This is a genomic window from Amycolatopsis keratiniphila subsp. keratiniphila, from assembly GCF_001620365.2.
Taxonomy (GTDB): domain Bacteria; phylum Actinomycetota; class Actinomycetes; order Mycobacteriales; family Pseudonocardiaceae; genus Amycolatopsis; species Amycolatopsis keratiniphila.
The window spans coordinates 174,630-194,601 of the sequence record NZ_LQMT02000013.1; the positions used below are offsets into that span (position 1 = coordinate 174,630).

Here is a 19,972-nt window from a genome sequence, read left to right on the forward strand (position 1 = left end):
ACCGCGGCGTCCCGCGCTGTCCTCCGCCATGCCGCAAGGAGGAGTCATGCGCCGCGGGTACCTGGCCGCGTCGGCGTTCGCTGTCGGTGCCGCCCTGATCGCCGCACCGCTCGCCGGGACGGCGACGGCCGCGAACGATCCCGGCGCGGCGAAGGCGAATTCCCGCTGGCTCGCGACGAAGCTGAAGCCGGACGGCACGCTCGACAACCCCAGCGGCGGCTCGCTGCCCGACCACGGCCTGATGCTCGACGTGCTCTTCGCGATGCACGCCGCGGGCGAGGGCGCGCGGGCCGAGCCGATCGTGAAATTCCTCGACGACCAGGGCCACGCCACCGACTACTTCACCTGGGACGGGCTCGCTCCCGGCGCCGGCTACGACAAGATCGTCGTCGGCGGCGCCGTGGCGAAGACCTTGGTCGCCGCACAGGTCTCCGGCCGGAATCCCCGGGCCTTCGACGGCTACGACCTGGTCGCCGAGACCCAGGGCGCGATCATGCGCAAGGGCCCCGACAAGGGCCGGATCAGCGACTACTCCAAGGATCCCGCCCTCGCCGACGCGGTGAGCAACAACGCGAACATGTTCGGCCAGGCGCTCGGGGTGATCGGCCTCGCCGCCGCGGGCGCGAACGACCGGCTCGCCATCGACAAACTGCTGACCCAGCAGTGTTCCGAGGGCTACTTCCGCGTCCTCTTCGCCTACATCCCGACGAAGGAGACCGGCGACCACGTCACCCCGGACGGCCGCAAGGTCTCGACCTGCGACGAGGGCAAACCGCTCGGCCTTTCCCCGACCGACGGTGACGCCACCGGCCTCGCCCTCTCGGCGCTGCTGGCCGCGAAGAAGGCGGGCGCGGCCGGTCTCGACGCCCCGATCGCCAAGACCGTCTCCTGGCTCAAGGCGAACCAGACGCCCGGCGGCGGCTGGGGCGGCGGTGTCGGCACCGAGGCGCCGAACACCAACAGCACCGGCCTGATCGTCCAAGCGCTCGCCGACATCGGCGGCGCGGACGCGGCGGTGGACAAGGGTGTGCGGTACCTCAAATCCGCGCAGGCGAACGCCGCGGCCGACGCCGGGAACAAGCTCGCGGGCGAACTCGGCGCGATCGCCTACGACCCGGCTTCGTACGAGGCCGCGCGTTCCTCCGGCATCGGCGGCGCCGACACCTGGATCCGCGCGAGTGCCCAGGCTTCGCTCGGGTTGTCGCAGGTCGGCTTCTACGCGCTCGCGAAGGGTGAAACCCTGCCGCCTGCCACCGACTTCCCTGCTCCCGCGACGCAGGTACACAAGCCGAAGGCCGCGACGCCGAAACCCAAGAAGTTCGTCACACCCAGGGCGTCCACCGGCGCCCGGGTGTCGACGGCGGCGGCGATCACCACCCCGGTCGACGCGACCCCGGCCGCCCGCCTCGGTGCCTACCTGGCGAACCGGCTCGTCGGCGGCGACCACGTCGAGGTCACCGAGGACGGCAAGACCTACGTCGACTACGACGCCACCGCCGATGTGGTGCTGGCCTTGCGGGCGCTGGATCAGCAGCCGGACGCGGTCACCCGCGCTTCACAATTCCTGCTGAAGCCGGAATCCGTGCAGGCCTACGCCCACGGCGCGCCGTACGAACAGGGCGAGGCGTCGTACGCCGAACCGCTCGCGAAGCTCGTGCTCGTCGCCGAATTCGCGAAGTCGGACGCCGCCGGGCCGTTGCGTGCCGACCTGGTGAAACTGCGCGGTGCCGACGGGGAATTCACCGACACCGGATCGTTCGCCGACGCCGACCGCACGGTGGAGCGGCACGCTTGGGCGGTGCTCGCCACCGCCGCCGATCCCGGCCCCGCGGTCGAACTGCTCCTTTCCCGCCAGTGCGCGGACGGGACCTTCCCGAAGCACCTCGACACCGCGGAATGCGGTTCCGGCGACCTCGCCGCGACGGCCGCCGCGGTCACCGCGCTGGTCGCCCGTCCGCATACGGACACCGCGCCACCGACCAGACGCTCGGACGCCTGGACAGAGCGGCGTGTGTCGGCGTTCGTCTCCGCGGTGGGCGCGCTCGGCGTCCGGCCCACCGGCGAGGGTTTGGTGACCGGGGAAGGCGGCGAGACGGACGTCGCGCTCAGCGCCGCCGTCGCCGCCGCGCGGCAGACCGCCGGGCTCGACGCGAGCGGAACCGCGCGCTCGCTGGGCAAGCTCGTCCAGGCGGACGGCGGGTTCGCCAAGACATCCGGCGGCGAGACCGATTTCCCGACCAGTTCGGCCGCCGCCCAAGGGATCGCGGGCCGGTCCTGGCTCACCGCCGCGGATTCGCCGCTGTCACCCGCGATCCGGCTCCCGCTGACCACCGGCACCGATACGCCGGTGCTGGCCGCCGCCCAAGCCGACGACCAGCCGGCCTGGGTGGTCTGGGGACTCGCGGGGCTGGCCCTGCTGCTCCTGCTCACCGCGATCGCGCTCGTCTTCGTCCTTCGCCGTTTCACCAAGAAAAAGGGGGTAACACCATGAAGAGATTCCTCGCCGTCACGACCGTCCTCATCGGACTGATCGGGCTGTCCGCCGCACCCGCGAACGCGGTCGACACCACGAAGGGGTACAACGGGATCTGCACCGGCGCCGACGCGCGCACCGGGGTCACGGTCGTGCTCGACTTCCAGGAGCTCGCCGCGCCGACGATCACCCGCTGCTCGCCCAACGCCACGCCGGGTACCGCCCGCACGGGGATCAAGGCGTTGCAGGACGCGGGGATCGCGGTCGCCGGCACCGCACGCTGGGGGCTCGCTTTCGTCTGCCGTCTGGAGGGCCGCCCGTCCGTGACGGAGACGCTCCCGCTGACGACCAACCCGAACTACAAGGAAGCGTGCGTCACCACCCCGCCCGCGGGCGCGTACTGGGGTTACTGGCACGCCGACGGTTCCGGTTCCACCTGGACCTACAGCAGTTCGGGCGCGCTCAACCGCAACGTCGTCCCGGGTGGGTTCGAGGGCTGGTCGTTCTCGCTGAACAAGTCCGCGACGACCAACCCGCCGCCCGGCGTCACGCCGAGGAACCCGGCCATCCCGTGAAAAGGCTCTTCGGAGTGGTGGCGGCGATCGTCCTGATCGCCGCCACGGCGCCGTCCGCGCACGCGGTCGATCAGAGCAAGGGATATCCGGGGTTCTGCAAGGACGCCACCGGGGTCACCGTCGTGGTGGATTTCCAGCAGCTCGGCGGCACCACCATCGTGCGGTGCAATCCGCAGACCACCCGCGGCAGCGGGCTCGACGCGCTCAAGGGCGCCGGTTTCCAGATCGCCGGGGTCCAGCGCTGGGGCGAGTCGTTCGTCTGCCGGGTCGAGAACCGCCCGTCCGCGGCCGAGAACGTCCCCATCACGGGCCGCGGTGACTACCGCGAGCCGTGCGTCGACACGCCACCGGCTCAGGCCTACTGGTCGTACTGGCACGCCTCGAACAACTGCGCCTGGGACTACAGCCAGTGGGGCGTCAAGAACCGTGACTTCATCCCGGGCGGTTTCGAGGGCTGGTCGTTCTCCCTGAACGCCACCACCCAGAACAACCCGGTCCCGCGGGTCTCCGCCGTACGGCCGGGTACCGAGAGCCAGCCCTGTGTGCCGCGCGAGGAGGCGAAGCCGGTCACCGGTGACCCCGGCGAGCGGCAGCAGCGGCCGCCGTCGGGGAACGGACAGCAGGCCGACGGACCCCAGCCGACGACGGGGGCCGGAGAGGTTCCGGGTCCGAGTTCCGCCGCGCTGCCGCCGCCCAAACCGCGCCCGAGTGCTTCGGAACGGCCGAAGGCGCAGGACCCGTCGTTGAACGTCGCGTTCACCGGCGGCGAGAACGCCGAAGACGTCAACGCGGTCATCGACCGCGAGTCCGGAGCGGCGGGCTGGGCGCCCTGGGCTGCGGGCGCCGCGGTGCTCGCGCTGTGCGTGGCCGGATTCCTGATGGCGCGCAGACGCAAACGCGCACAAGGAGTTCGATGACGTCGTACTTCCTGCCGCGCGATCTGCATCCGGCCGCGTGGTGGGTGTGGGCGCTCGGACTCGCCGTCGCCGCGACCCGCACGACGAACCCGTGGCTGCTGCTGACCATCGTGGCCGTCGCGGGGTATGTCGTCGTGGCCCGCCGCACCGAGGCGCCGTGGGCGCTGGCGTTCCGGCTCTACCTGTACCTCGGCGCGTTCATCGTCGCGATCCGCGTGTTCTTCCGCGTCGTGTTCGGCGGCGCCGAGGGATCCACGATCATCGTGCGGCTGCCCGAGATCCCGCTGCCGGAATGGGCGGCGGGTATCCGGCTCTTCGGCGACGTCTCCGCGGAATCGTTGCTGGGAGGGCTTTACGACGGGATGAGGCTGGCGACGATGGTGATCTGCCTCGGCGCGGCCAACGCGCTCGCGAATCCGAAACGGCTGCTCAAGGCGATGCCGCCGGCGCTGTACGAGGTGGGCACGGCGGTGATCGTCGCGCTGTCGGTGTTCCCGCAGCTCGCCGAAAGCGTGCTGCGGGTCCGGCGGGCCCGCCGGCTGCGCGGCGGTTCGGGCAAGAAGAAGGTGAAGGCACTGCACACCATCCTCATCCCGGTGCTGGAGGACGCGCTTTCCCGCTCGCTGCAGCTGGCCGCGTCGATGGACTCACGCGGCTACGGCCGCGCGGGAGCGGTCGAAGCGCGGGCCAGGCTGATCACCGGAACGCTGATGATCATCGGCCTGCTCGGCGTCTGCGTCGGTGTTTACGCCACTTTGGACGGTTCGACGCCCCGATACCTGGCCGCGCCGGTGCTTTCCGCGGGGGTCGTCATCGGCCTGATCGGGTTCTGGTCGGCGGGCAAGCGGGTTCGGCGCACCCGTTACCGGCCGGATCGCTGGCAACCGCCGGAGATCGTCGTCGCCCTCAGCGGGGTCGCCGTCGCGGCCGTCCTGTTCACGACGTCGGAGGTGAACCCGATGAACATGAACCCGTCGCTGATCGGCCTGTCCTGGCCGTCGCTGTCGTGGGTGCCGTTGCTCGGGGTGCTGATCGGCGTGCTGCCCGCGTTCCTCACCCCGGCCCCCGAACCGCCTTACGCCGCACTGGAAGAAGAAGCCCGGGCATGATCGAACTGGACCACGTTTCCTTCACCTATCACGGCCGCGCCGAACCGGTGCTGTCCGACGTGACGCTGTCCATCGGTGAAGGCGAGCTCGTGCTGTTCGCGGGCCGGACGGGGGCGGGAAAGTCGACGCTGCTCGGCACGATCAACGGTCTCGTACCGCATTTCACCGGTGGTCACCTCGAAGGCACGGTGTCCGTCGACGGCGTGACGACACAATCCCGGCCGCCGCGCGAGTTCGCGCATCTGGTCGGTGTCGTCGGCCAGGATCCGCTCGCGGGCTTCGTCACCGACACGGTGGAGGACGAGCTCGCGTACGGCATGGAGCAACTCGGCCTGAGCCCGCAGGTGATGCGCCGCCGGGTGGAGGAGACCCTCGACCTCCTCGGCATCGCGGAACTGCGCAGGCGCGCGCTGCGGACGCTGTCCGGCGGGCAGCAGCAACGGGTGGCCATCGGCGCGGTGCTCACCACCCATCCCAAGGTGCTCGTGCTGGACGAACCGACGTCGGCACTGGACCCGACCGCGGCCGAGGAGGTGCTCGCGACGCTGGCCAGGCTGGTGGAAGACCTCGGCACCACGGTGCTGATGGCCGAGCACCGGATGGAACGCGTGATCCCATTCGCGGACCGGATGATCCACGTCCCGGGCACCGGGGGAGTGATCGACGGAACGCCGCCGGAGGTGCTGAAGGACATGCCCATCGCACCGCCGATCGTCCACTTGGGACGGTTGGCGGCCTGGGATCCGCTGCCGATGTCGGTCCGTGATGCCCGGCGGCGCGCTTCTTCGCTGACGCTGGGGAACCCGCCCGCGCGGAACACGGCCGTGGGCGAAGAACTGCTGGCCGCGTCCGGCGTCGTCGTGCGGTACGGGCCGAAGGTGGCGGTGCGGGAGGTCGACCTGACCCTGCGCGCCGGCGAGGTGCTGGCGATGATGGGGCGCAACGGTTCCGGCAAGTCGTCGCTGCTCTGGGCGGTGCAGGGTTCCGGCCCCCGCCACGGTGGCAAGGTCACCGTCGAGGGCAAGGATCCGAAGACGCTGAGCAGTGCCGCGGCCCGTGCCCTGGTCGGGATGGTGCCGCAGACCGCGAGCGACCTGCTGTACCTGCAGACCGTCGCCGCCGAATGCGAAGCCGCCGACGCGGAATCGGACGCGGAGCCGGGGAAGTGCCGGGACCTGCTCGACAGGCTCGCTCCGGGCATCGATCCCGCGTCGCATCCCCGTGATCTCTCGGAGGGACAGCGACTCGCGCTCGTGCTCGCGGTCCAGTTGTCGGCCGCCCCGCGGATCATGCTGCTGGACGAACCGACCCGTGGCCTCGACTACACCGCGAAGGCGGCGCTGGCGCGGATGATCGCTTCGCTGACGGCCGAGGGCAAGGCGATCGTCGTGGCCACTCACGACGTCGAATTCGTCGCGACGATCGCGGACCGGGTACTCGTGATGGCGGAAGGCGAGGTCGTCTCGGACGGCCCGACCGGTGAGGTGCTGGGCGGCTCCCCGGCGTTCGCCACGCAGATCGCGAAGATCCTCGGCGAGCCCTGGCTCACCGTCGAAGAGGTCCGCTCGGCGCTGCCACAGGAAGTCCCATGACGGCCCCTGCGGTCCGGCTCGGCCCCCGGTCGGCGACGGTGCTCGGCCTCGCGTCGCTGGCGGGGCTGATGATGTTCGTCTGGCCGCTGCTGGTCCGCGTCGAGCCGCAGTCGATGCAGCACGGCCCGGACGCTCCGTTCGTGTTCATCGGGATCCTGCCGATCCTGATCGTCATCGTGCTGGCCGAGATGTCCGAAGGGGGTATGGATTCCAAGGCCCTCGCGATGCTCGGGGTGCTCTCCGCGGTGAACGCCGCCCTGCGGCCCCTCGGCGCGGGGACCGCGGGCATCGAGACCGTGTTCTTCCTGCTGGTGCTCGCCGGGCGGGTGCTCGGCCCCGGTTTCGGTTTCGTGCTGGGCTGCACGTCGATGTTCGCTTCGGCGCTGCTGACCGCCGGGGTGGGGCCGTGGCTGCCGTTCCAGATGATGTGCTCGGCCTGGATCGGGATGGGCGCCGGGCTGCTGCCCCGCCGCGTCACCGGCAAGGCGGAGATCGCGATGCTGGTGGCGTACGGGATCTTCGTCGCGTACGTCTTCGGATTCCTGATGAACCTGTGGTTCTGGCCGTTCATCACCGATGCCGAAGTGCCGTATCACGACGGGCACATCTCCTACGTGCCCGGCGCCCCGCTGCTGGAGAACCTGCACCGCTTCGCCGTGTTCACCCTGCTGACGTCGACGGCGGGCTGGGACACCGGCCGGGCGATCACCAACACGGTGGCGATCCTGGTGCTGGGGCCCGCCGTCCTCGCGACGTTGCGCAGGGCTTCGCGGAAGGCTTCCTACGGCGTGATCCCCTCGTTCACCGATGAGCCCGCTTCCGGCGCAGGACGTGGAAGGACACGGCGAACGCCACTCCCACGGCCACGATGATCGCGGCGAAGACGGGATGCATGTCCTTGGACAGGCTCTGCGCCCGTTCGGGGCCGATCGCCCACAGCGCCAGGGGAGTGGCGTAGGCAGCGGTGAGGGCGATCGCGCCCCAGCGGAGCGTTCTGAGCCGGGCGTCGCGCAAAGTGCCGATCAGGACGAGCGCGACCGGGACGATCGCGAGCATCGCGAACTGGCCGGCGACCATGATCGGCACGGCCCAGGCCGACACGATGACGGAACGCGGGGCGCGGCGGACGGTGGTTTCGCGGTCGAGCGTCTGGGGGGACATCGGTTCCTCCGAGGGGTGAAGTGCGGTCAGCAGTGGGATTCGGCGGCGGTCTTGAGGTCCTTCAGCCAGGCTTCGAGGCCCCAGCCCAGGAATCTGGTCGCGGTGGGCACGTCGGCCTCCACCTGGTCGCCGGACCAGTTCTCCTCGGTGCGGACGAGCACGCCGCCCTTGACCTCGGTGAAGTTCCAGACGTGGATCCCGTTGTCGATGCCGAGGCCCTCGCCGACCGCGGGCCCGCTCCACCGAAGGCATTTGCCCCGCTGGATCTGGTGGACGGTCGAGGTGATCGACAGCGTGGTGGCCGGGGTCGTGGCCGTGGCAGGCGCCGGGGTGGTCCAGTGGAACCGGGAGTTCTTCCGGAGCGGGCCGTGGTCAAGGCGTTCGCTGCTCAGCACCGGCTCCTGCCAGGACGGCCAGCGTTCGACGTCGGTCTGAAGGCGCCAGATCTTGCTCAGCGGGGCTTTGATCAGGGCCTCCGTCCGGTAGTGGATCGGGGCCTTCGTGTCGATGGTCTTGCCTTGGCACGAAAGCGGGGCGGGGGACGCGGTGGTGGCGTGCGCGGGTGCCACCGCACCACCCAGCAGGCCGATCGTCAGCGGGAGGGCGAGCGCGGCGGTGCGGTAGAGCGACTTCACGAAGACTCCTTGTTAGCTGTGATTGCGATAGTTAGAAGCTATAACTGTGACGAGGTGAGTGTCAATAGGGAAAGTGATAGCTTCTAACTGAACGGAAGGGAGTGGCCGGTGGAGACCTCGCGGGAGCGGTACCGGGCCCAGGTGCGCGCGGAGATCAAGCGGCACGCCTGGGAGCAGCTGGCCACGACCGGGGTGTCCGCGCTGTCCCTCAACGCGATCGCCAAGCACGTCGGCGTGAGCGGTCCGGCGCTGTACCGGTACTTCCCCAGTCGCGACGACCTGATCACGGACCTCGTCCGCGACGCCTACCGAAGCCTCGCCGGCGCCGTCCGGGCGGCGGTCAGCGTGACTGAGGTCGCCTACGCGATCAGGGAATGGGCTTTGGAGGACCCGCAGCGATACCTGTTCGTCTATGGGACGCCGATCCCCGGCTATCACGCGCCTGGCGACACCAGGGAGATCTCGGACGAGATCATGGCCGTGTTGCTCCGGGCGTACGCGGCTGAGCCGGACGACGGCCGGGCGCTCCTTCGTGCCGTCACCTTCTGGACCCGTGTTCACGGCGTTCTTTCGCTGGAGCTCGCCGGGCATTTCGCCGGCATGGGGTTCGACCCCGCCCTGCTGTTCGCCGCCGAGGTCGACTCCTTGTCCATAAAGGACAATTCCCGCTGAGCGGTGCATCAGTAGCCGCTTTCGGCGCTGTGCGGCGGTTTTCGTGTTCGCCGTGCTAACTTCCGGGAATGCGCGGAGGATCCAGGATTCGTACGCTCGCGGTGCTCTCGTCGATGCTCCTGGCTTCGCTGATCGGCCCCGGTGCCGTCGCGAACGCGTCCGGCGGGCACGGCTGCGAATGCGCCACCCCGTCGATCGACCGGTTGCAGCAGTGGCTCGCCTCCGGTGAGGGCACCACCCTGCCGCCGACCGGCAGCCTGCTCGTCCGCGAACGCGGCGGTTACGCGGCCAAGGTGACCTTCTTGAACGCCGAATGGCACGTGGTCGTCGTCTGGCTGGGAAACCAGTTCGAAGCTCAGGCCGATCTCTCGAAATCCGCCGGTTTCTGGATGACCTACAGCGCGACCGACGACCTCTACGTCCAGCTGCGTCCTGCCTCGCATTGGAGCGGCGGGGACAAGTGGCTCACGAAGGTGCCGTCGACCGGCGGAAGAATGGTGAAGAAGTTCTTCAGCTTCAAGCCCGGCGCCTGGACGACACTGCCAGAGCTGGGTACGCCCGGCTACTCCTTCGCTTCGGCGCTCACCGAGGCGCGGGGCCTGGTCTTCGTCGGCAAAACGCCGAACGAACTCGACTTTCGCGGCCTCTCGATCGACCGCTACCGGCCGCCCTGTCTCTGACCACTCCTCGGTATTTCACCTGTCCGGAGCGACGGCCATCGCGCACCGTGCCCGATTTGTCCTGTACGGTGAACCTTCAGCCGCCTTCGCAAGACCGATCCGAGGAGTACCCCTGATGAGCCTGTTCGACTCGCTCAAGGAAAAGGCCGCCGAACTGCTGGGCGGCGCGGGCGACAAGGTCGGCGAGCTGACCGGTGTCGACCTTTCCGGCGCCGCCGACCAGGTCACCCAGGCGACCGGCGGGCTGGCCGAGACCGGTCAGGGTCTCGCCGAGAGTGCCACCACGGCGGGCCAGGACGCCGTCGACTCGGCCACCGCGGCCGGCCAGGGTGTCGTCGACTCCACCGGCGCGCTCGGTGACGCCGCCACCGGGCTGGCCGGCGACGTGATCGATCCGAACGCCCGGGGCTGACCGCCCCCGGTGCCCGGTGCCTGCGAAACCTCGCGGACACCGGGCACCGTCATTTCCGCCTCAGGTGAGCGGGTTGTCCTGATAGGTGCTCCGGAAGCAGTTTCCCCCGTCGACGCAGGTCACCACGCGCACGGCTTTGACGTAGTACCCGGCGTCGTAGGTGAGATCGCTCCACGAAGCGGTGCTTCCGCAACCGCCGCCGTTCTCGCGGTGCTTGGTCTGGTAGATCTGCCCGGTCGTCCGTTTCACCTCGAAGAAGACGAAGACCTTGTGCGCGTCGCATTTGGTGTCTCGTACCGCGACGTTGGCGGTGTTGAACCCGCTCTTGGTCCACACCCAGTTGGCGGAGCCGAAAACCCCGGTGCCCGACGCGTAGGCCTCACCGGAAGCCGCCGAAGCGACTCCCGTTAATCCCAGCAGCGCCATCGAAGCGGCGGCCGTCACGGCCCCCGCCCGCTGTAGATTCCTGCCGAAGAAACCCCTCATGAACCCCTCCTCGTGGTAGGCGGGACGACTCCGTTGGGGGAGGCGTCCCGCTCGTATTCACTTCGACGGCCAGGGGCAAAGACTGCCTGATGCGGGTGAGCGGGGACGACACTTTTGCGGCTACGCGCAAAAGGCCTGGCAGCGGTGCGAACAGGCGCGCTCTTCGCCCTTCCGTGGGCCGTGCCGGGAAAAAACGTGTCCGCTCGAGTGCCGTCCGCCGCTAGTCTGGTCGGAACCGACCGATCTGCGGGGGAGCGGACCATGGCCGTGATCTGGATAGTGCTCGGGATACTGGTGCTGGTGATCGGCATCGCCGTCGTCACCGACATACGCGATCGAGGGCGGGGCGGGACGCGCAAGATCATGTTGCCCGGCTGGGCCTCACGGCGCGCCGATTACACGGAGAACGACCTCGTCCACGGTCGCTGGTCGGAAAAGTCGCCGCGTGAACAGGACGAAGAACTCCAGCGCCGGTACAAATCGGGCGACGAATAAGGGGTCAAGCGGCCGGTCTGGTCCAGCGCCACGCGGCGTGCAAGGCGGTGATCAGCGCCTCGTCGTCGGCGAAGGTGGGTTCTTCCCCGACCGGTATCCAGGTGCGGCCGACTATTTCGCCCTCGGTCCGCAGGACCACCGAGATCCCGGGGTACGACAAGACCGCGTGGCCGCCGTCGTCGGCCACGCGGCGGTGCTCCCAGCGCAGCTGGACAACGCGATCAGCGCTCATCGACCACAACTTTCCGTACTTGCGTATCAGGTAAGTCGTCTGTCGAGCCCCGCGCGTTTCACGTCGCCCTTGTGATCTGCGCCCTTCGCACTGCGGAATCCCGCACCGGATCCGATTCTTTTCGTGAATTCCGTGGAGAGTGACCCTGATCACAAATCCGCTCTCCGATCGTGAGAACATGAAGACCAAGCAGCCGGATCCCGGAGGGTGAATGCTCCGCAGAATGCGTCGCTGGCTCGAATTGCTCAGTCTCGGCGGGTTGGCGGTGGCCGGCTTCGCGGTCGGGATCGCGGAACAACTCGGCCTGCTCGACAAAGTCGCGCCGAAAGGCGTCACCACCCTGACCCTGATCATGGTCAGCGGGGTGGTCGTGGTGCTGCTCGTCGAGCTGACCCCGTTGCGCGCGCTGGAGGACATCCGCGACCGGCTCGCCGGCCTCGACATCGACACCATCGCCACGAGCCTCCGCCGTTCGCACTACGGCGGCGTGGTCGAAGTGCACAAACGCTTTCCGGACGACGAGTTCGCGGCACATGTCGCGAAGGCCAAACAGGTGACGATCCTGAACACCTGGATCCCCAACCTGCAGCGTCTGGAAAAGGAACTCGAAGCCGCGATCGTCGACCGGCGCGCCGAGGTGCGGATCATGCTGCTGCACCCGAACTCGATGCTGGTGGGGCTGCGGGAGGCGGCGCTGGGCCGGAACGACGGCGCGGGCAACCCCTTCGTCAGCACGGGGATCGCGGAGTGCCTGGAGATACTCTCCCGGCTGCACCGGCGGCTGGCCAGGCGCCAGGGCAACCTGAAGGTGCGGGTGTTCAACTCGCAGGCCTCGGTTTCGGTGTACCGGGCCGACGGGCGCTACCTGGTCAGCATGTTCCTGCACGGCCAGCTGGCGGTCAATTCGCCGCAGTTCCAGATCGAGGGCACGCACGACACCGTGCTCGGCGAACAGATCCAGCGCGAGCTCGACACGTTGTGGGACATCGGCCGCGACGTCGACCTCGCCGACTGGAACCGAAGCATCGACATGATCCGTTTCTGAGCAAGAGGTGTACTGATGCGCGAGCTCGACGAGTTCGAAGACGGTTTGATCGAGCGGTTCAGGAATCATCCCGCGCTGCGGGGCGTCACCGAGCTTCCGGAGGAGGACCTCCAGGCCGTCCTGTTACAGCGCCGGTTCCTGTCACTGGCGTTCACCATGGCCTACGACCTGGCGATCGACCTGCTCACCGACGAGCAGTCCAAACGGATCGCCCGCGTCATCGTGCGCGAGGAGTACCCGGACAACACTTCGCCCGGCAGCACACCTTCGCACCGCGAGGATCTGATGACGGACATCCTCGCCCTGGGCGTCCCGCGCGAAGTGCTCGTACGGTCACGGAAGTCCCTGGCGACGTCGGCCTGCCTCGACACCACCATGGAGCTGATCGCCTCGGCCGGCGACTCGAAGTACGCCGACATCGAACTGCTGACCATCCTGCGGTTCTGGGGCGAGGTGCTGGTCTCGGTCGAGTACGGCGAACTCTGGCGCCGGATCGGCCCGGTGCTCGGCGACAGGTCCGTCTTCTACTACCCGCACCACGTGCACGACGCGAAGTCGCGCCCGCTCGCCGCGGCGTCCCCGCTTTCGCTGACGCATTCCGACCAGCTCGGACTGCGGCTGGTGCAGCTGATCGACTCCAGTGAGGCGCGGGAGCGGTTCCGGGAGACCGAAGAGGCGGTGGTCGCGGTCAAGACGGCGTTCTACGACCAATTCCTGCCCGCGTCGTGAGTGGTAAGGACGGCTCCGAAGTACGTGAAGGCCCCCTTCATGTACCTAGGCGCAAGCAAGGGGTCCTTCATGTACTCGGCAAGCCGTGAAGGCCTCCTTCCCTACCTTCAGGGTAGGCAAGGAGGCCTTCACGGACTTCAGTCGAGCAAGGGCAGGCGTCACTCGCCCACGAGACCGGCGAACCGGCCCAGCGTCTCCTCACGCCCCAGCGCCTGGGTGATCGAGTGCAGGTCCGGGCTCCGGGTCGAGCCCGTGATCGCGATCCGGATGATCTGCGAAGCCTCGCGGATGGAGCCCGGGAAGCCTTCGGGGTTCTTCTTGAACTCCTTGGCGTTCTTCGCGAAGCCGTGCTTCGCCGCCACGTCGCGGATCTGCTGGAACCACTCCTGGCCGTCGTCGAGCTGCTGGTAGTTCCCGACGAAGTCCCGCACCACGGCCTGGACGACCGCGGGGTCGACACCGAGGGCGGTGATCCGCTCGTCGCCGGGGCTCGCGACGGCCGCGTGCAGCTGCGGGAAGAAGAAGCCGTAGACGGCGCGGAACTCGCTCCACTTCTTCAGGTCCTTGCGCGGGTTCTCGGCGCCGTCACGCTCGACGGCGAGCGCCCGGAGCGCGAGGTCCGGCTCGGCGTCGAGGACGGTCCGCAGCTCGGGATCGAACCGCTCCGCCCAGCCGCGGACCTCCTCGAGGATCTCGGCGCCGGACAGCGTGGCGATGTGGTCGGCCGAGATGTCGTCGAGTTTGACCAGGTCGACCAGCGGGCCGGCGACCCCGCATTCGTCGAGGTTGATCGGCTCGGCCAGCGCCTGGTCGAGCGGCATCTCGGCGAGACGGCCGTTGGCGAGGCCGCGCAGGTAGTAGAGGACGGCCTTGGTGGGGTAGCCGGACTCGATGTAGAAGTCGACGCTCGCTTCCGGGTCCTTGCGCTTCGACAGCTTGCGCTTGCTGCCGCCCTCCTGCTTCATCAGCGGCGCGATGTGCGCGTACGTGATCGGCTCGAAGCCGAGCGCGTCGAACAGCTGCTGGTGCACCGGCACCGACGAGATCCACTCGTCGCCGCGGATGACCAGGTTGACCCGCATGAGGTGATCGTCGACCGCGTGCGCGAAGTGGTAGGTCGGCAGCCGCGGGCTCTGGTCGGAGCTCTTGAGGATGACGACGTCATTGCGGTTGGCCTCGGCCTCCAGCGGGCCGCGGATGGCGTCGGTGAACCGGGCGCGGGCGCCGGTGTCGTCCGGCGCGCGGAACCGCACGACGTACGGGTCGCCGGCGTCGAGCTTGGCCTGCACGTCGGCGGGGTCGGCGTCGCGCCAGATGGCCCACGAGCCGTAGTAGCCGGTCGGCAGCTTCGTCGCCTGCTGCCGGGCGGTGATCGCCGCCAGCTCGTCCTTGGTGGCGAAGTCGAGGTACGCGCGGCCGGTGCGGAGCAGGTGGCGGACGTAGGTCAGGTAGATCTGCTCGCGCTCGGACTGCTGGTACGGGCCGTAGTCGCCGCCGCGGTGGATGTCCTCGTCGGCGGCGAGGTCGAAGTAGGCGAAACCGCGCTCGAACTGCTCGATGGCGCCTTCGACCTCGCGGGAGCGGTCGGTGTCCTCGACCCGGACGAGGTAGCGGCCGCCGCTGCGGCGGGCGACGTCCTGGTCGATGGTGGCGACGTAGACCCCGCCGATGTGGACGAACCCGGTCGGCGAGGGCCCGAACCGGGTGACCAGGGCGCCCTCGGGCAGCTCGCGGGCGGGGTAACGCTGTTCCCAGTGCTCGGGCTCGGGCAGGTCGGCGGGGAAGAGGGCGTCGATGACTGCTCGGTCCAGCATGGCGGTTCAGATCTCCCGGCGTCGTGGTGCATGGCGGTTTTCGCCACCGAAGAGCCTAACCGCCCGGCCTCCGGGCCTGGTGAGGGTGGTCCCGAAGCCGGATCGAGACGTGCTTTTCCGTCGGTGCTCCCCGGTAAAATGGGCGTGCCGGACATTCGGGGAGGAAATCGGTGACCACCGATAGCTCGCTTCGTGAAGAACCCCAGCTCACCATCCGACCAAAACCCTCGGCGTTCTTTCTGCGCCGCCGCTTTCTCCGCACTTTCGGGCCCGCGCTGGCCCTGGCCGTCGGCGGCCTGATCGCCCTGCTCCTGAGCGGGACGGTCGTGGTCCCGTTCCAGCAGACGCTCGTCCTGCGCGGCAAGATGGGCTCCAAATCGGATCTCTTCGAAGACGCGAAGATCCAGGAAATCCTGATGCGCCACCACATCCGCGTCCACGTGACCAGGGCGGGCTCGCGGGACGTCGCGACCCACGACCTCAGCCAGTACGACTTCGTGTTCATGTCGGGCGAGCCCGCCGCGAGCCTCGTCCGCCGGTCGAGGGCCGACCAATGGACGGGCAGCGCGCGGCAGCCGTTCACCAGCCCGATCGTCCTCGCCACGTATCGCCGCTACGCGGAAACGCTGGAGAGCAACAAGATCGCCACGAAACCACCGGGAGAGCAGGATCCGCTGTACTACACGCTGGACACCGAGAAGTTCATCGAGACGCTGAGGCAGGGGCGGACCTGGGACTCGCTCGGCATCAGCCGCTTCGGCGCGCAGAACGGGAACAGGGTGCTCGCCCAGACCTCGAACGTCTGCGACTCCAACTCGGGCGCGACGTACCTGATCCTGCTGGCGTTCCTGGAGAACGGCCGCCATGTCCCGGTCGCCGACCCGCAACCGGCGGGCGCGCCCGCCGGTCCGCCGAACCTCTCGTCCGCGAAAAAGCTGGCCAACCGGATCAAACCGCTCGTGGCGGCACAAGGCTTCCCGTCGGCGGATCTGTCGGAGTCGTACGCGAATCTCGCCGAGGGCGACAAGCCGATCGTCGTCATCTACGAGCATCAGTATCTCGCCATGCAGTTGCGGGCCAAGGCGCAGAGCGGGCGCCCGGATCTCGACCGGGTCCTGCTGTACCCGAAGGACGACATCCTGACCAAACCCCAGTTCCTGGCGCTGAAACCGGAAGCGGAACGGCTCGGCGAGCTGATCACCTTCGATCCGGAGCTGCAGCGCCGCGCGATGGAGCTCGGCTTCGGCGTCGCGACGCCTGCGGGCAGCACGAAAAGCGCGCGACTGTACGACTTCCTCCGCGAACAGGGGCTGCCCGCGCCGCAGATCGCCGGTGACGACAGCACCACGCCGTTGCCGGACAGCCCGGTGCTCGAAGAGATGATCAAAACGGTCGGGGACTGCCCGTGAAGCGGCTTCTCGTGTTCCTGTGCTGTCTGCTCCTGGCGGCCGCCGCCTGTACGAGCAGCGGGCAGAAGGTGAAGCTGCGCGTGCTGGCCAGTTCGGAGCTGGCCGATCTCGGACCGATTCTCGATGACCTGCGCGCGGAAACGGGAATCGAACTGGAAATGGATTTCCGGGGAACGATCGACGCCGCCGCCTCCCTCACCCCGGGAAAGGCCACGCACGATCTCGCCTGGCTTTCCACCGACCGGTATTTCCAGCTCAAGCACCGGCAGTCGGGGGACAAGGGGGAACGGCCGCTCGCGACCAAGACCATGGTGTCGCCGGTCATCGTCGGGATCACCCCGGCGAAGGCGGCGGAACTGCGCCGCGGCAAACCGGACGGGAAGCTCTCGTGGGCGGATCTGGCGGACGCGGCGGCGGGCGGCGGCTTCCGGTTCGCGATGGCGGATCCGGCCAAGTCGACCAGCGGGCTCACCTCGCTCGTCGGGGTGGCGACGGCCGCCGCGGGCACGGGCGCGGCGCTGCGCCTCCAGGACGTGAAATGCGACAAGCTCCAAGGCTTCCGCATCGGGCACACGCTGACCGCGGACACTTCGGCCGCCGTGGCCGATCGGTTCACCGAGCGCCAGGACGTGGACGCGATCATCGGGTACGAGTCCACCTTGCTCTCCCTCAACGCGAGCGGCAGGCTCAAGACCCCGTTGGAACTGGTGTACCCGCGCGACGGCATCGTCCAGTCCGACTACCCGGTCCTGCTGCTCGACCCGGCGAAACGGGAGGTGTACGACAAGGTCGTCACCTGGCTCAAAAGCCCGGCGACACAAAAGAAACTGATGGAGCGGACCCTCCGCCGCCCGATCACCGGCGAGGTGGGGCTCGACCGGAGGCTGCCCGCCTCGATCGGGAACTCCCTGTACTTCCCGGACGAACAGGCCGTCGTGGACAAACTCCTCGACGACTACGCGGCGGCCGCCTCCCGCGCGCCGGGGCGCGTGATCTTCGTGCTGGACTTCTCTGGTTCGATGAAGGGCTCGCGTATCGCCGCGCTCCGGGCGACCTTCGCCGGGCTGAGCGGCGGTCCGGACGGAGGTTTCGACCGCTTCTACCGCGGCGAGCGCCTCACGGTCCTCCGGTTCGGCGGGAAGATACTGGGGGACAAGGAGTTCACCATCGACGGACCCCGTGATCTCGAAGCGTTGCGGGCCTTCATCGCGGCCGACGAGTTCGACGGCAACACCGCGGTCTGGGCCGCACTCGGCGAGGCGTACGCGAAGGCGAGCGCCCATCGCGGCGCGGAGCCCGGCAGCGGCGTCTCGATCGTGCTGATGACCGACGGGGAGAGCAACACCGGCCCCGGTATCGAAGAATTCCTGCGCGCGCCAAGGGATCCGGGCGTGCACACGTACACCATCCGGTTCGGCGAGGCGAATCCCGCCGAACTGGAGCGCGCGGCCGTGGCCACCGGTGGCCGGATGGTCGACGCGAACACCACCTCCCTGCTCGACGCCTTCAAGGAGATCCGTGGCTGCCGATAATCTGTGGTGGGACGTCTGGGGCTGGTGGCTGGCGGTCTGGGTGCTGACCGTGGTCGCCTTCCTCGTCGCGATCGTCGTTTTCGTGAAGCACTGGCGCCGAGCGCGCTCCGACGGCGATCAGGGCATGATCCGGGGCATCGGCTTCTACCTGCACACGAAATCCGTGATGGGTCTCTATCAGTTGCATCGCTACAACGAGGCGCTGGAGCAGGAGGTCGAGAAGCGGACGAGCCGGGGCTGGCGGTTCTGGGGTTCGGGCGGATTCGGCCCGCTGAAAGGGGAATCGGAGCGCACCGACACCGACGAAGAGTTCCGGCGGTACATCCGCAAGGCCGAACCGATCACGGTGATCGGCATCGTGACGAAGGTGCTGGAGAAGCACCACGACATCATCTACGTCGACTTGACGAAGCAGGAACTGGTCCACAATCGGGCACTGGTCAAGGAACTCGGCTGGGCCGACGGCCCCGAAAGCACCCGGCAGCTCAAGACCAGGCTGCGCGGTGTCGAGGCCTTCGTCTCCGTGAAGGGCCTGTTCCGTAAACGCTCCCAGACCGACACCGAGACGGTTTTCGTGGCACCGTACGGGAATCCGGACGATCCGGAGCGGAGCAGACGGATCCGGTTCACCTGTGTGACCAGCGACTTGCGCGACTCCGCGCCGGCCGGCGCGTTCCGGGCGCGATGCCTCGGCAAGGTCGAGGACTGGGACCCCGAAACCGGGGAACTCGTCGTCCACCCCATCGCCATCTTCAAGTAGCAGGCTGCTCCACTCGCGTCGTCCGGTTGACACGAGTGGAGCAGTCGAAAGCCACACGTCGCCCGTGTCGCTTCGCACTGTCGGCACCGGGGCCCGAACCTGCACGATTTCGGTATCCAACACCGCAGGTTCGAGGGAGATCTTCGATGAAGACCACCGTTTCCGACGATATCCGCAGCTTCTTCACCGACGCCGGCATCGATGTCACCGCCGCCGGGCAGGCCGAGGTCGAACTCGTGATCGACCACTTCGACAACTGGAAGAACGCGTCAAGCGGAGGCGCCTTCGGCTGCTTCACCGGCGCCTGCTGCCTCATGGCCTGAGTGGTCGGCGCAGAAGCAGCCGACGCCCTTCGCGATCCAGTCCTGGCCCTCCCACTCGGGGTGGCGTTCGATCATCAGCGCTTCGACCTCCGCGGCGATCGTCTCTTCGGGAAGCGCCGAGTCGCGCCGCTTCCAAGTCTCGTCGCGCAGCAGTTCGAGGTATTCGCGGACGTCGGTCAGGATCCGGCGTCCGGAGACGTCGCCGTGACCAGGGACGACGAGGTCCGGTCCGGCGGCGGCCAGCCGTCCCAGCACTTCGATCCAGCGCACTCCCGAGACATCGGTGTCGTACGGCGGGAACCACGGGAAGATCGAGAACTGCCCGGTCTCGACCAGGTCTCCGGTGAACAGCACGCCGGCGTCGGGCACGGTCATCACCTGATCGCCCCTGCTGTGGGCGCGTCCGGTGGCCGCCAGGCGCACGACCCGCCCGCCGAGATCGAGGTCGTACGTGTCGTCGTAGACCACGTCGGGGGTGGCGAACTCGACACCGTCCAATGCTCGGGCGACCGGGGTGCCTAGGCCGCGGAACATCTCGAGGTAACCCGGTCCTTTGTGGACCAGATCCGCGGCTTGGGCGCTGTTGACGAGGTAGGTCGAGTCGTCCGCGAAGACCTGTGCGCCGAAAGCGTGCTCGGGGTGGAAATGCGTCGTCGTCAGGTACAGCCTGCGGCCGCGGGCGTGTTCGGCCGCGAAGGCGAGCACCTTCTCGGCGTTACGAGGGCCGAGTCCCGTGTCGACGACGAGCACCGAGTGCGAGCCGCCGATGACGCCGATGTTGGGCACGAGCTCGACGCCGAGATTCGGGATCACCACGACGTCGCGGGCGATCTCCCTGGCCTGGGCGGGGTCGACGGCGGGTTCGTGGGTGAGTGGTTCGAAGGGCATGTCCCCACCTTCGCGCCGGGCTCCGAGCGCCGT

The 19,972-nt window shown here is 68.6% G+C and carries 22 protein-coding genes; 16 read left to right on the forward strand and 6 right to left on the reverse strand.

Annotated elements, in window-relative coordinates:
• Window positions 1-46 precede the first annotated feature (46 nt).
• From AVR91_RS14615 to AVR91_RS14640, 6 genes are read left to right on the forward strand one after another with little or no spacing between them, the layout of a single operon-like run.
• On the forward strand, window positions 47-2,491 hold the full coding sequence (locus tag AVR91_RS14615) for a hypothetical protein (RefSeq protein WP_063271082.1): 2,445 nt from the start codon (window positions 47-49) through the stop codon (window positions 2,489-2,491).
• On the forward strand, window positions 2,488-3,048 hold the full coding sequence (locus AVR91_RS14620; RefSeq protein ID WP_063271081.1) for a hypothetical protein: 561 nt from the start codon (window positions 2,488-2,490) through the stop codon (window positions 3,046-3,048). The genes AVR91_RS14615 and AVR91_RS14620 overlap by 4 nt, the downstream gene beginning before the upstream one ends.
• Window positions 3,045-3,965 carry a YML083C domain-containing protein gene (locus AVR91_RS14625; RefSeq protein WP_063271080.1) on the forward strand — a complete coding sequence of 307 codons (921 nt, stop codon included), beginning with the start codon at window positions 3,045-3,047 and terminating at the stop codon, window positions 3,963-3,965. The genes AVR91_RS14620 and AVR91_RS14625 overlap by 4 nt, the downstream gene beginning before the upstream one ends.
• Complete coding sequence (locus AVR91_RS14630; RefSeq protein ID WP_063271079.1) at window positions 3,962-5,074, forward strand: energy-coupling factor transporter transmembrane component T; 1,113 nt, start codon at window positions 3,962-3,964, stop codon at window positions 5,072-5,074. Before AVR91_RS14625 ends, AVR91_RS14630 begins: the two co-directional genes overlap by 4 nt.
• Complete coding sequence (locus AVR91_RS14635) at window positions 5,071-6,666, forward strand: ABC transporter ATP-binding protein (protein WP_063271078.1); 1,596 nt, start codon at window positions 5,071-5,073, stop codon at window positions 6,664-6,666. Before AVR91_RS14630 ends, AVR91_RS14635 begins: the two co-directional genes overlap by 4 nt.
• Window positions 6,663-7,538, forward strand: coding sequence for an ECF transporter S component (locus AVR91_RS14640; RefSeq protein WP_063271077.1), 876 nt, complete (start codon window positions 6,663-6,665; stop codon window positions 7,536-7,538). Before AVR91_RS14635 ends, AVR91_RS14640 begins: the two co-directional genes overlap by 4 nt.
• On the opposite strand, the gene AVR91_RS14645 is transcribed toward AVR91_RS14640, so the two are convergent.
• The gene (locus tag AVR91_RS14645) at window positions 7,468-7,827 is read right to left on the reverse strand and encodes a hypothetical protein (protein ID WP_063271076.1); all 360 of its coding nucleotides are present in this window, start codon (window positions 7,825-7,827) and stop codon (window positions 7,468-7,470) included. The two genes, AVR91_RS14640 and AVR91_RS14645, sit on opposite strands and share 71 nt — an antisense overlap.
• A 26-nt stretch (window positions 7,828-7,853) precedes the next feature.
• Window positions 7,854-8,462 (reverse strand): SRPBCC family protein, encoded by a 609-nt coding sequence (locus AVR91_RS14650; RefSeq protein ID WP_063271075.1) that lies wholly within the window; start codon window positions 8,460-8,462, stop codon window positions 7,854-7,856.
• A gap of 108 nt (window positions 8,463-8,570) precedes the next feature.
• Between AVR91_RS14650 and AVR91_RS14655 the strand changes: the two genes are divergently transcribed.
• The 3 genes from AVR91_RS14655 to AVR91_RS14665 all read left to right on the forward strand — a co-directional run bounded on the left by AVR91_RS14655 (window position 8,571) and on the right by AVR91_RS14665 (window position 10,226).
• Window positions 8,571-9,134, forward strand: coding sequence for a TetR/AcrR family transcriptional regulator (locus AVR91_RS14655; RefSeq protein WP_063271074.1), 564 nt, complete (start codon window positions 8,571-8,573; stop codon window positions 9,132-9,134).
• Window positions 9,135-9,235: 101 nt separating this feature from the next.
• Window positions 9,236-9,814: a hypothetical protein gene (locus AVR91_RS14660; protein WP_083737564.1), complete on the forward strand. Its 579-nt coding sequence runs from the start codon at window positions 9,236-9,238 to the stop codon at window positions 9,812-9,814.
• A 115-nt stretch (window positions 9,815-9,929) separates the two neighbouring features.
• Window positions 9,930-10,226, forward strand: coding sequence for a hypothetical protein (locus AVR91_RS14665; RefSeq protein ID WP_063271072.1), 297 nt, complete (start codon window positions 9,930-9,932; stop codon window positions 10,224-10,226).
• Window positions 10,227-10,286: 60 nt separating this feature from the next.
• Here AVR91_RS14665 and AVR91_RS14670 read toward each other — a convergent pair whose 3' ends face one another.
• Window positions 10,287-10,712: a hypothetical protein gene (locus AVR91_RS14670; RefSeq protein WP_143254006.1), complete on the reverse strand. Its 426-nt coding sequence runs from the start codon at window positions 10,710-10,712 to the stop codon at window positions 10,287-10,289.
• A 261-nt stretch (window positions 10,713-10,973) separates the two neighbouring features.
• On the opposite strand from AVR91_RS14670, the gene AVR91_RS14675 reads away from it, so the two are divergent.
• On the forward strand, window positions 10,974-11,207 hold the full coding sequence (locus AVR91_RS14675) for a hypothetical protein (RefSeq protein ID WP_016335537.1): 234 nt from the start codon (window positions 10,974-10,976) through the stop codon (window positions 11,205-11,207).
• 4 nt (window positions 11,208-11,211) lie between these two features.
• On the opposite strand, the gene AVR91_RS14680 is transcribed toward AVR91_RS14675, so the two are convergent.
• Window positions 11,212-11,439: a hypothetical protein gene (locus AVR91_RS14680; RefSeq protein WP_063271070.1), complete on the reverse strand. Its 228-nt coding sequence runs from the start codon at window positions 11,437-11,439 to the stop codon at window positions 11,212-11,214.
• A gap of 223 nt (window positions 11,440-11,662) precedes the next feature.
• On the opposite strand from AVR91_RS14680, the gene AVR91_RS14685 reads away from it, so the two are divergent.
• Window positions 11,663-12,484: a hypothetical protein gene (locus AVR91_RS14685; RefSeq protein WP_063271069.1), complete on the forward strand. Its 822-nt coding sequence runs from the start codon at window positions 11,663-11,665 to the stop codon at window positions 12,482-12,484.
• A gap of 15 nt (window positions 12,485-12,499) precedes the next feature.
• Window positions 12,500-13,213: a hypothetical protein gene (locus AVR91_RS14690; protein ID WP_063271068.1), complete on the forward strand. Its 714-nt coding sequence runs from the start codon at window positions 12,500-12,502 to the stop codon at window positions 13,211-13,213.
• Window positions 13,214-13,371: 158 nt separating this feature from the next.
• Here the strand turns inward: AVR91_RS14690 and AVR91_RS14695 are convergent, their stop codons facing one another.
• Window positions 13,372-15,027: a glutamate--tRNA ligase gene (locus tag AVR91_RS14695; protein ID WP_063271067.1), complete on the reverse strand. Its 1,656-nt coding sequence runs from the start codon at window positions 15,025-15,027 to the stop codon at window positions 13,372-13,374.
• 170 nt (window positions 15,028-15,197) lie between these two features.
• On the opposite strand from AVR91_RS14695, the gene AVR91_RS14700 reads away from it, so the two are divergent.
• From AVR91_RS14700 to AVR91_RS43345, 4 genes are all read left to right on the forward strand, one after another.
• A complete protein-coding gene (locus AVR91_RS14700) occupies window positions 15,198-16,436 on the forward strand; it encodes a hypothetical protein (protein WP_063271066.1) in 1,239 nt (412 codons plus the stop codon).
• Window positions 16,433-17,968 carry a vWA domain-containing protein gene (locus tag AVR91_RS14705; protein ID WP_063271065.1) on the forward strand — a complete coding sequence of 512 codons (1,536 nt, stop codon included), beginning with the start codon at window positions 16,433-16,435 and terminating at the stop codon, window positions 17,966-17,968. The genes AVR91_RS14700 and AVR91_RS14705 overlap by 4 nt, the downstream gene beginning before the upstream one ends.
• On the forward strand, window positions 17,955-18,728 hold the full coding sequence (locus AVR91_RS14710; RefSeq protein ID WP_063271064.1) for a hypothetical protein: 774 nt from the start codon (window positions 17,955-17,957) through the stop codon (window positions 18,726-18,728). Before AVR91_RS14705 ends, AVR91_RS14710 begins: the two co-directional genes overlap by 14 nt.
• A 146-nt stretch (window positions 18,729-18,874) precedes the next feature.
• On the forward strand, window positions 18,875-19,051 hold the full coding sequence (locus AVR91_RS43345; RefSeq protein ID WP_170064552.1) for a hypothetical protein: 177 nt from the start codon (window positions 18,875-18,877) through the stop codon (window positions 19,049-19,051).
• Here AVR91_RS43345 and AVR91_RS14715 read toward each other — a convergent pair.
• The gene (locus tag AVR91_RS14715) at window positions 18,998-19,939 is read right to left on the reverse strand and encodes an MBL fold metallo-hydrolase (protein WP_063271063.1); all 942 of its coding nucleotides are present in this window, start codon (window positions 19,937-19,939) and stop codon (window positions 18,998-19,000) included. The two genes, AVR91_RS43345 and AVR91_RS14715, sit on opposite strands and share 54 nt — an antisense overlap.
• Between the last annotated feature and the right edge of the window lie 33 nt (window positions 19,940-19,972).

Excerpts from the sequence above, each read along its gene's own strand:
- AVR91_RS14670 (WP_143254006.1), bottom strand. The coding sequence starts at position 10,712 with ATGAGGGGTTTCTTCGGCAGGAATCTACAGCGGGCGGGGGCCGTGACG.
- AVR91_RS14685 (WP_063271069.1), top strand. The coding sequence starts at position 11,663 with ATGCGTCGCTGGCTCGAATTGCTCAGTCTCGGCGGGTTGGCGGTGGCC.
- AVR91_RS14690 (WP_063271068.1), top strand. The coding sequence starts at position 12,500 with ATGCGCGAGCTCGACGAGTTCGAAGACGGTTTGATCGAGCGGTTCAGG.
- AVR91_RS43345 (WP_170064552.1), top strand. The coding sequence starts at position 18,875 with ATGAAGACCACCGTTTCCGACGATATCCGCAGCTTCTTCACCGACGCC.
- AVR91_RS14680 (WP_063271070.1), bottom strand. The coding sequence starts at position 11,439 with ATGAGCGCTGATCGCGTTGTCCAGCTGCGCTGGGAGCACCGCCGCGTG.
- AVR91_RS14695 (WP_063271067.1), bottom strand. The coding sequence starts at position 15,027 with ATGCTGGACCGAGCAGTCATCGACGCCCTCTTCCCCGCCGACCTGCCC.
- AVR91_RS14630 (WP_063271079.1), top strand. The coding sequence starts at position 3,962 with ATGACGTCGTACTTCCTGCCGCGCGATCTGCATCCGGCCGCGTGGTGG.
- AVR91_RS14640 (WP_063271077.1), top strand. The coding sequence starts at position 6,663 with ATGACGGCCCCTGCGGTCCGGCTCGGCCCCCGGTCGGCGACGGTGCTC.
- AVR91_RS14635 (WP_063271078.1), top strand. The coding sequence starts at position 5,071 with ATGATCGAACTGGACCACGTTTCCTTCACCTATCACGGCCGCGCCGAA.
- AVR91_RS14645 (WP_063271076.1), bottom strand. The coding sequence starts at position 7,827 with ATGTCCCCCCAGACGCTCGACCGCGAAACCACCGTCCGCCGCGCCCCG.
- AVR91_RS14665 (WP_063271072.1), top strand. The coding sequence starts at position 9,930 with ATGAGCCTGTTCGACTCGCTCAAGGAAAAGGCCGCCGAACTGCTGGGC.
- AVR91_RS14675 (WP_016335537.1), top strand. The coding sequence starts at position 10,974 with ATGGCCGTGATCTGGATAGTGCTCGGGATACTGGTGCTGGTGATCGGC.
- AVR91_RS14620 (WP_063271081.1), top strand. The coding sequence starts at position 2,488 with ATGAAGAGATTCCTCGCCGTCACGACCGTCCTCATCGGACTGATCGGG.
- AVR91_RS14715 (WP_063271063.1), bottom strand. The coding sequence starts at position 19,939 with ATGCCCTTCGAACCACTCACCCACGAACCCGCCGTCGACCCCGCCCAG.
- AVR91_RS14615 (WP_063271082.1), top strand. The coding sequence starts at position 47 with ATGCGCCGCGGGTACCTGGCCGCGTCGGCGTTCGCTGTCGGTGCCGCC.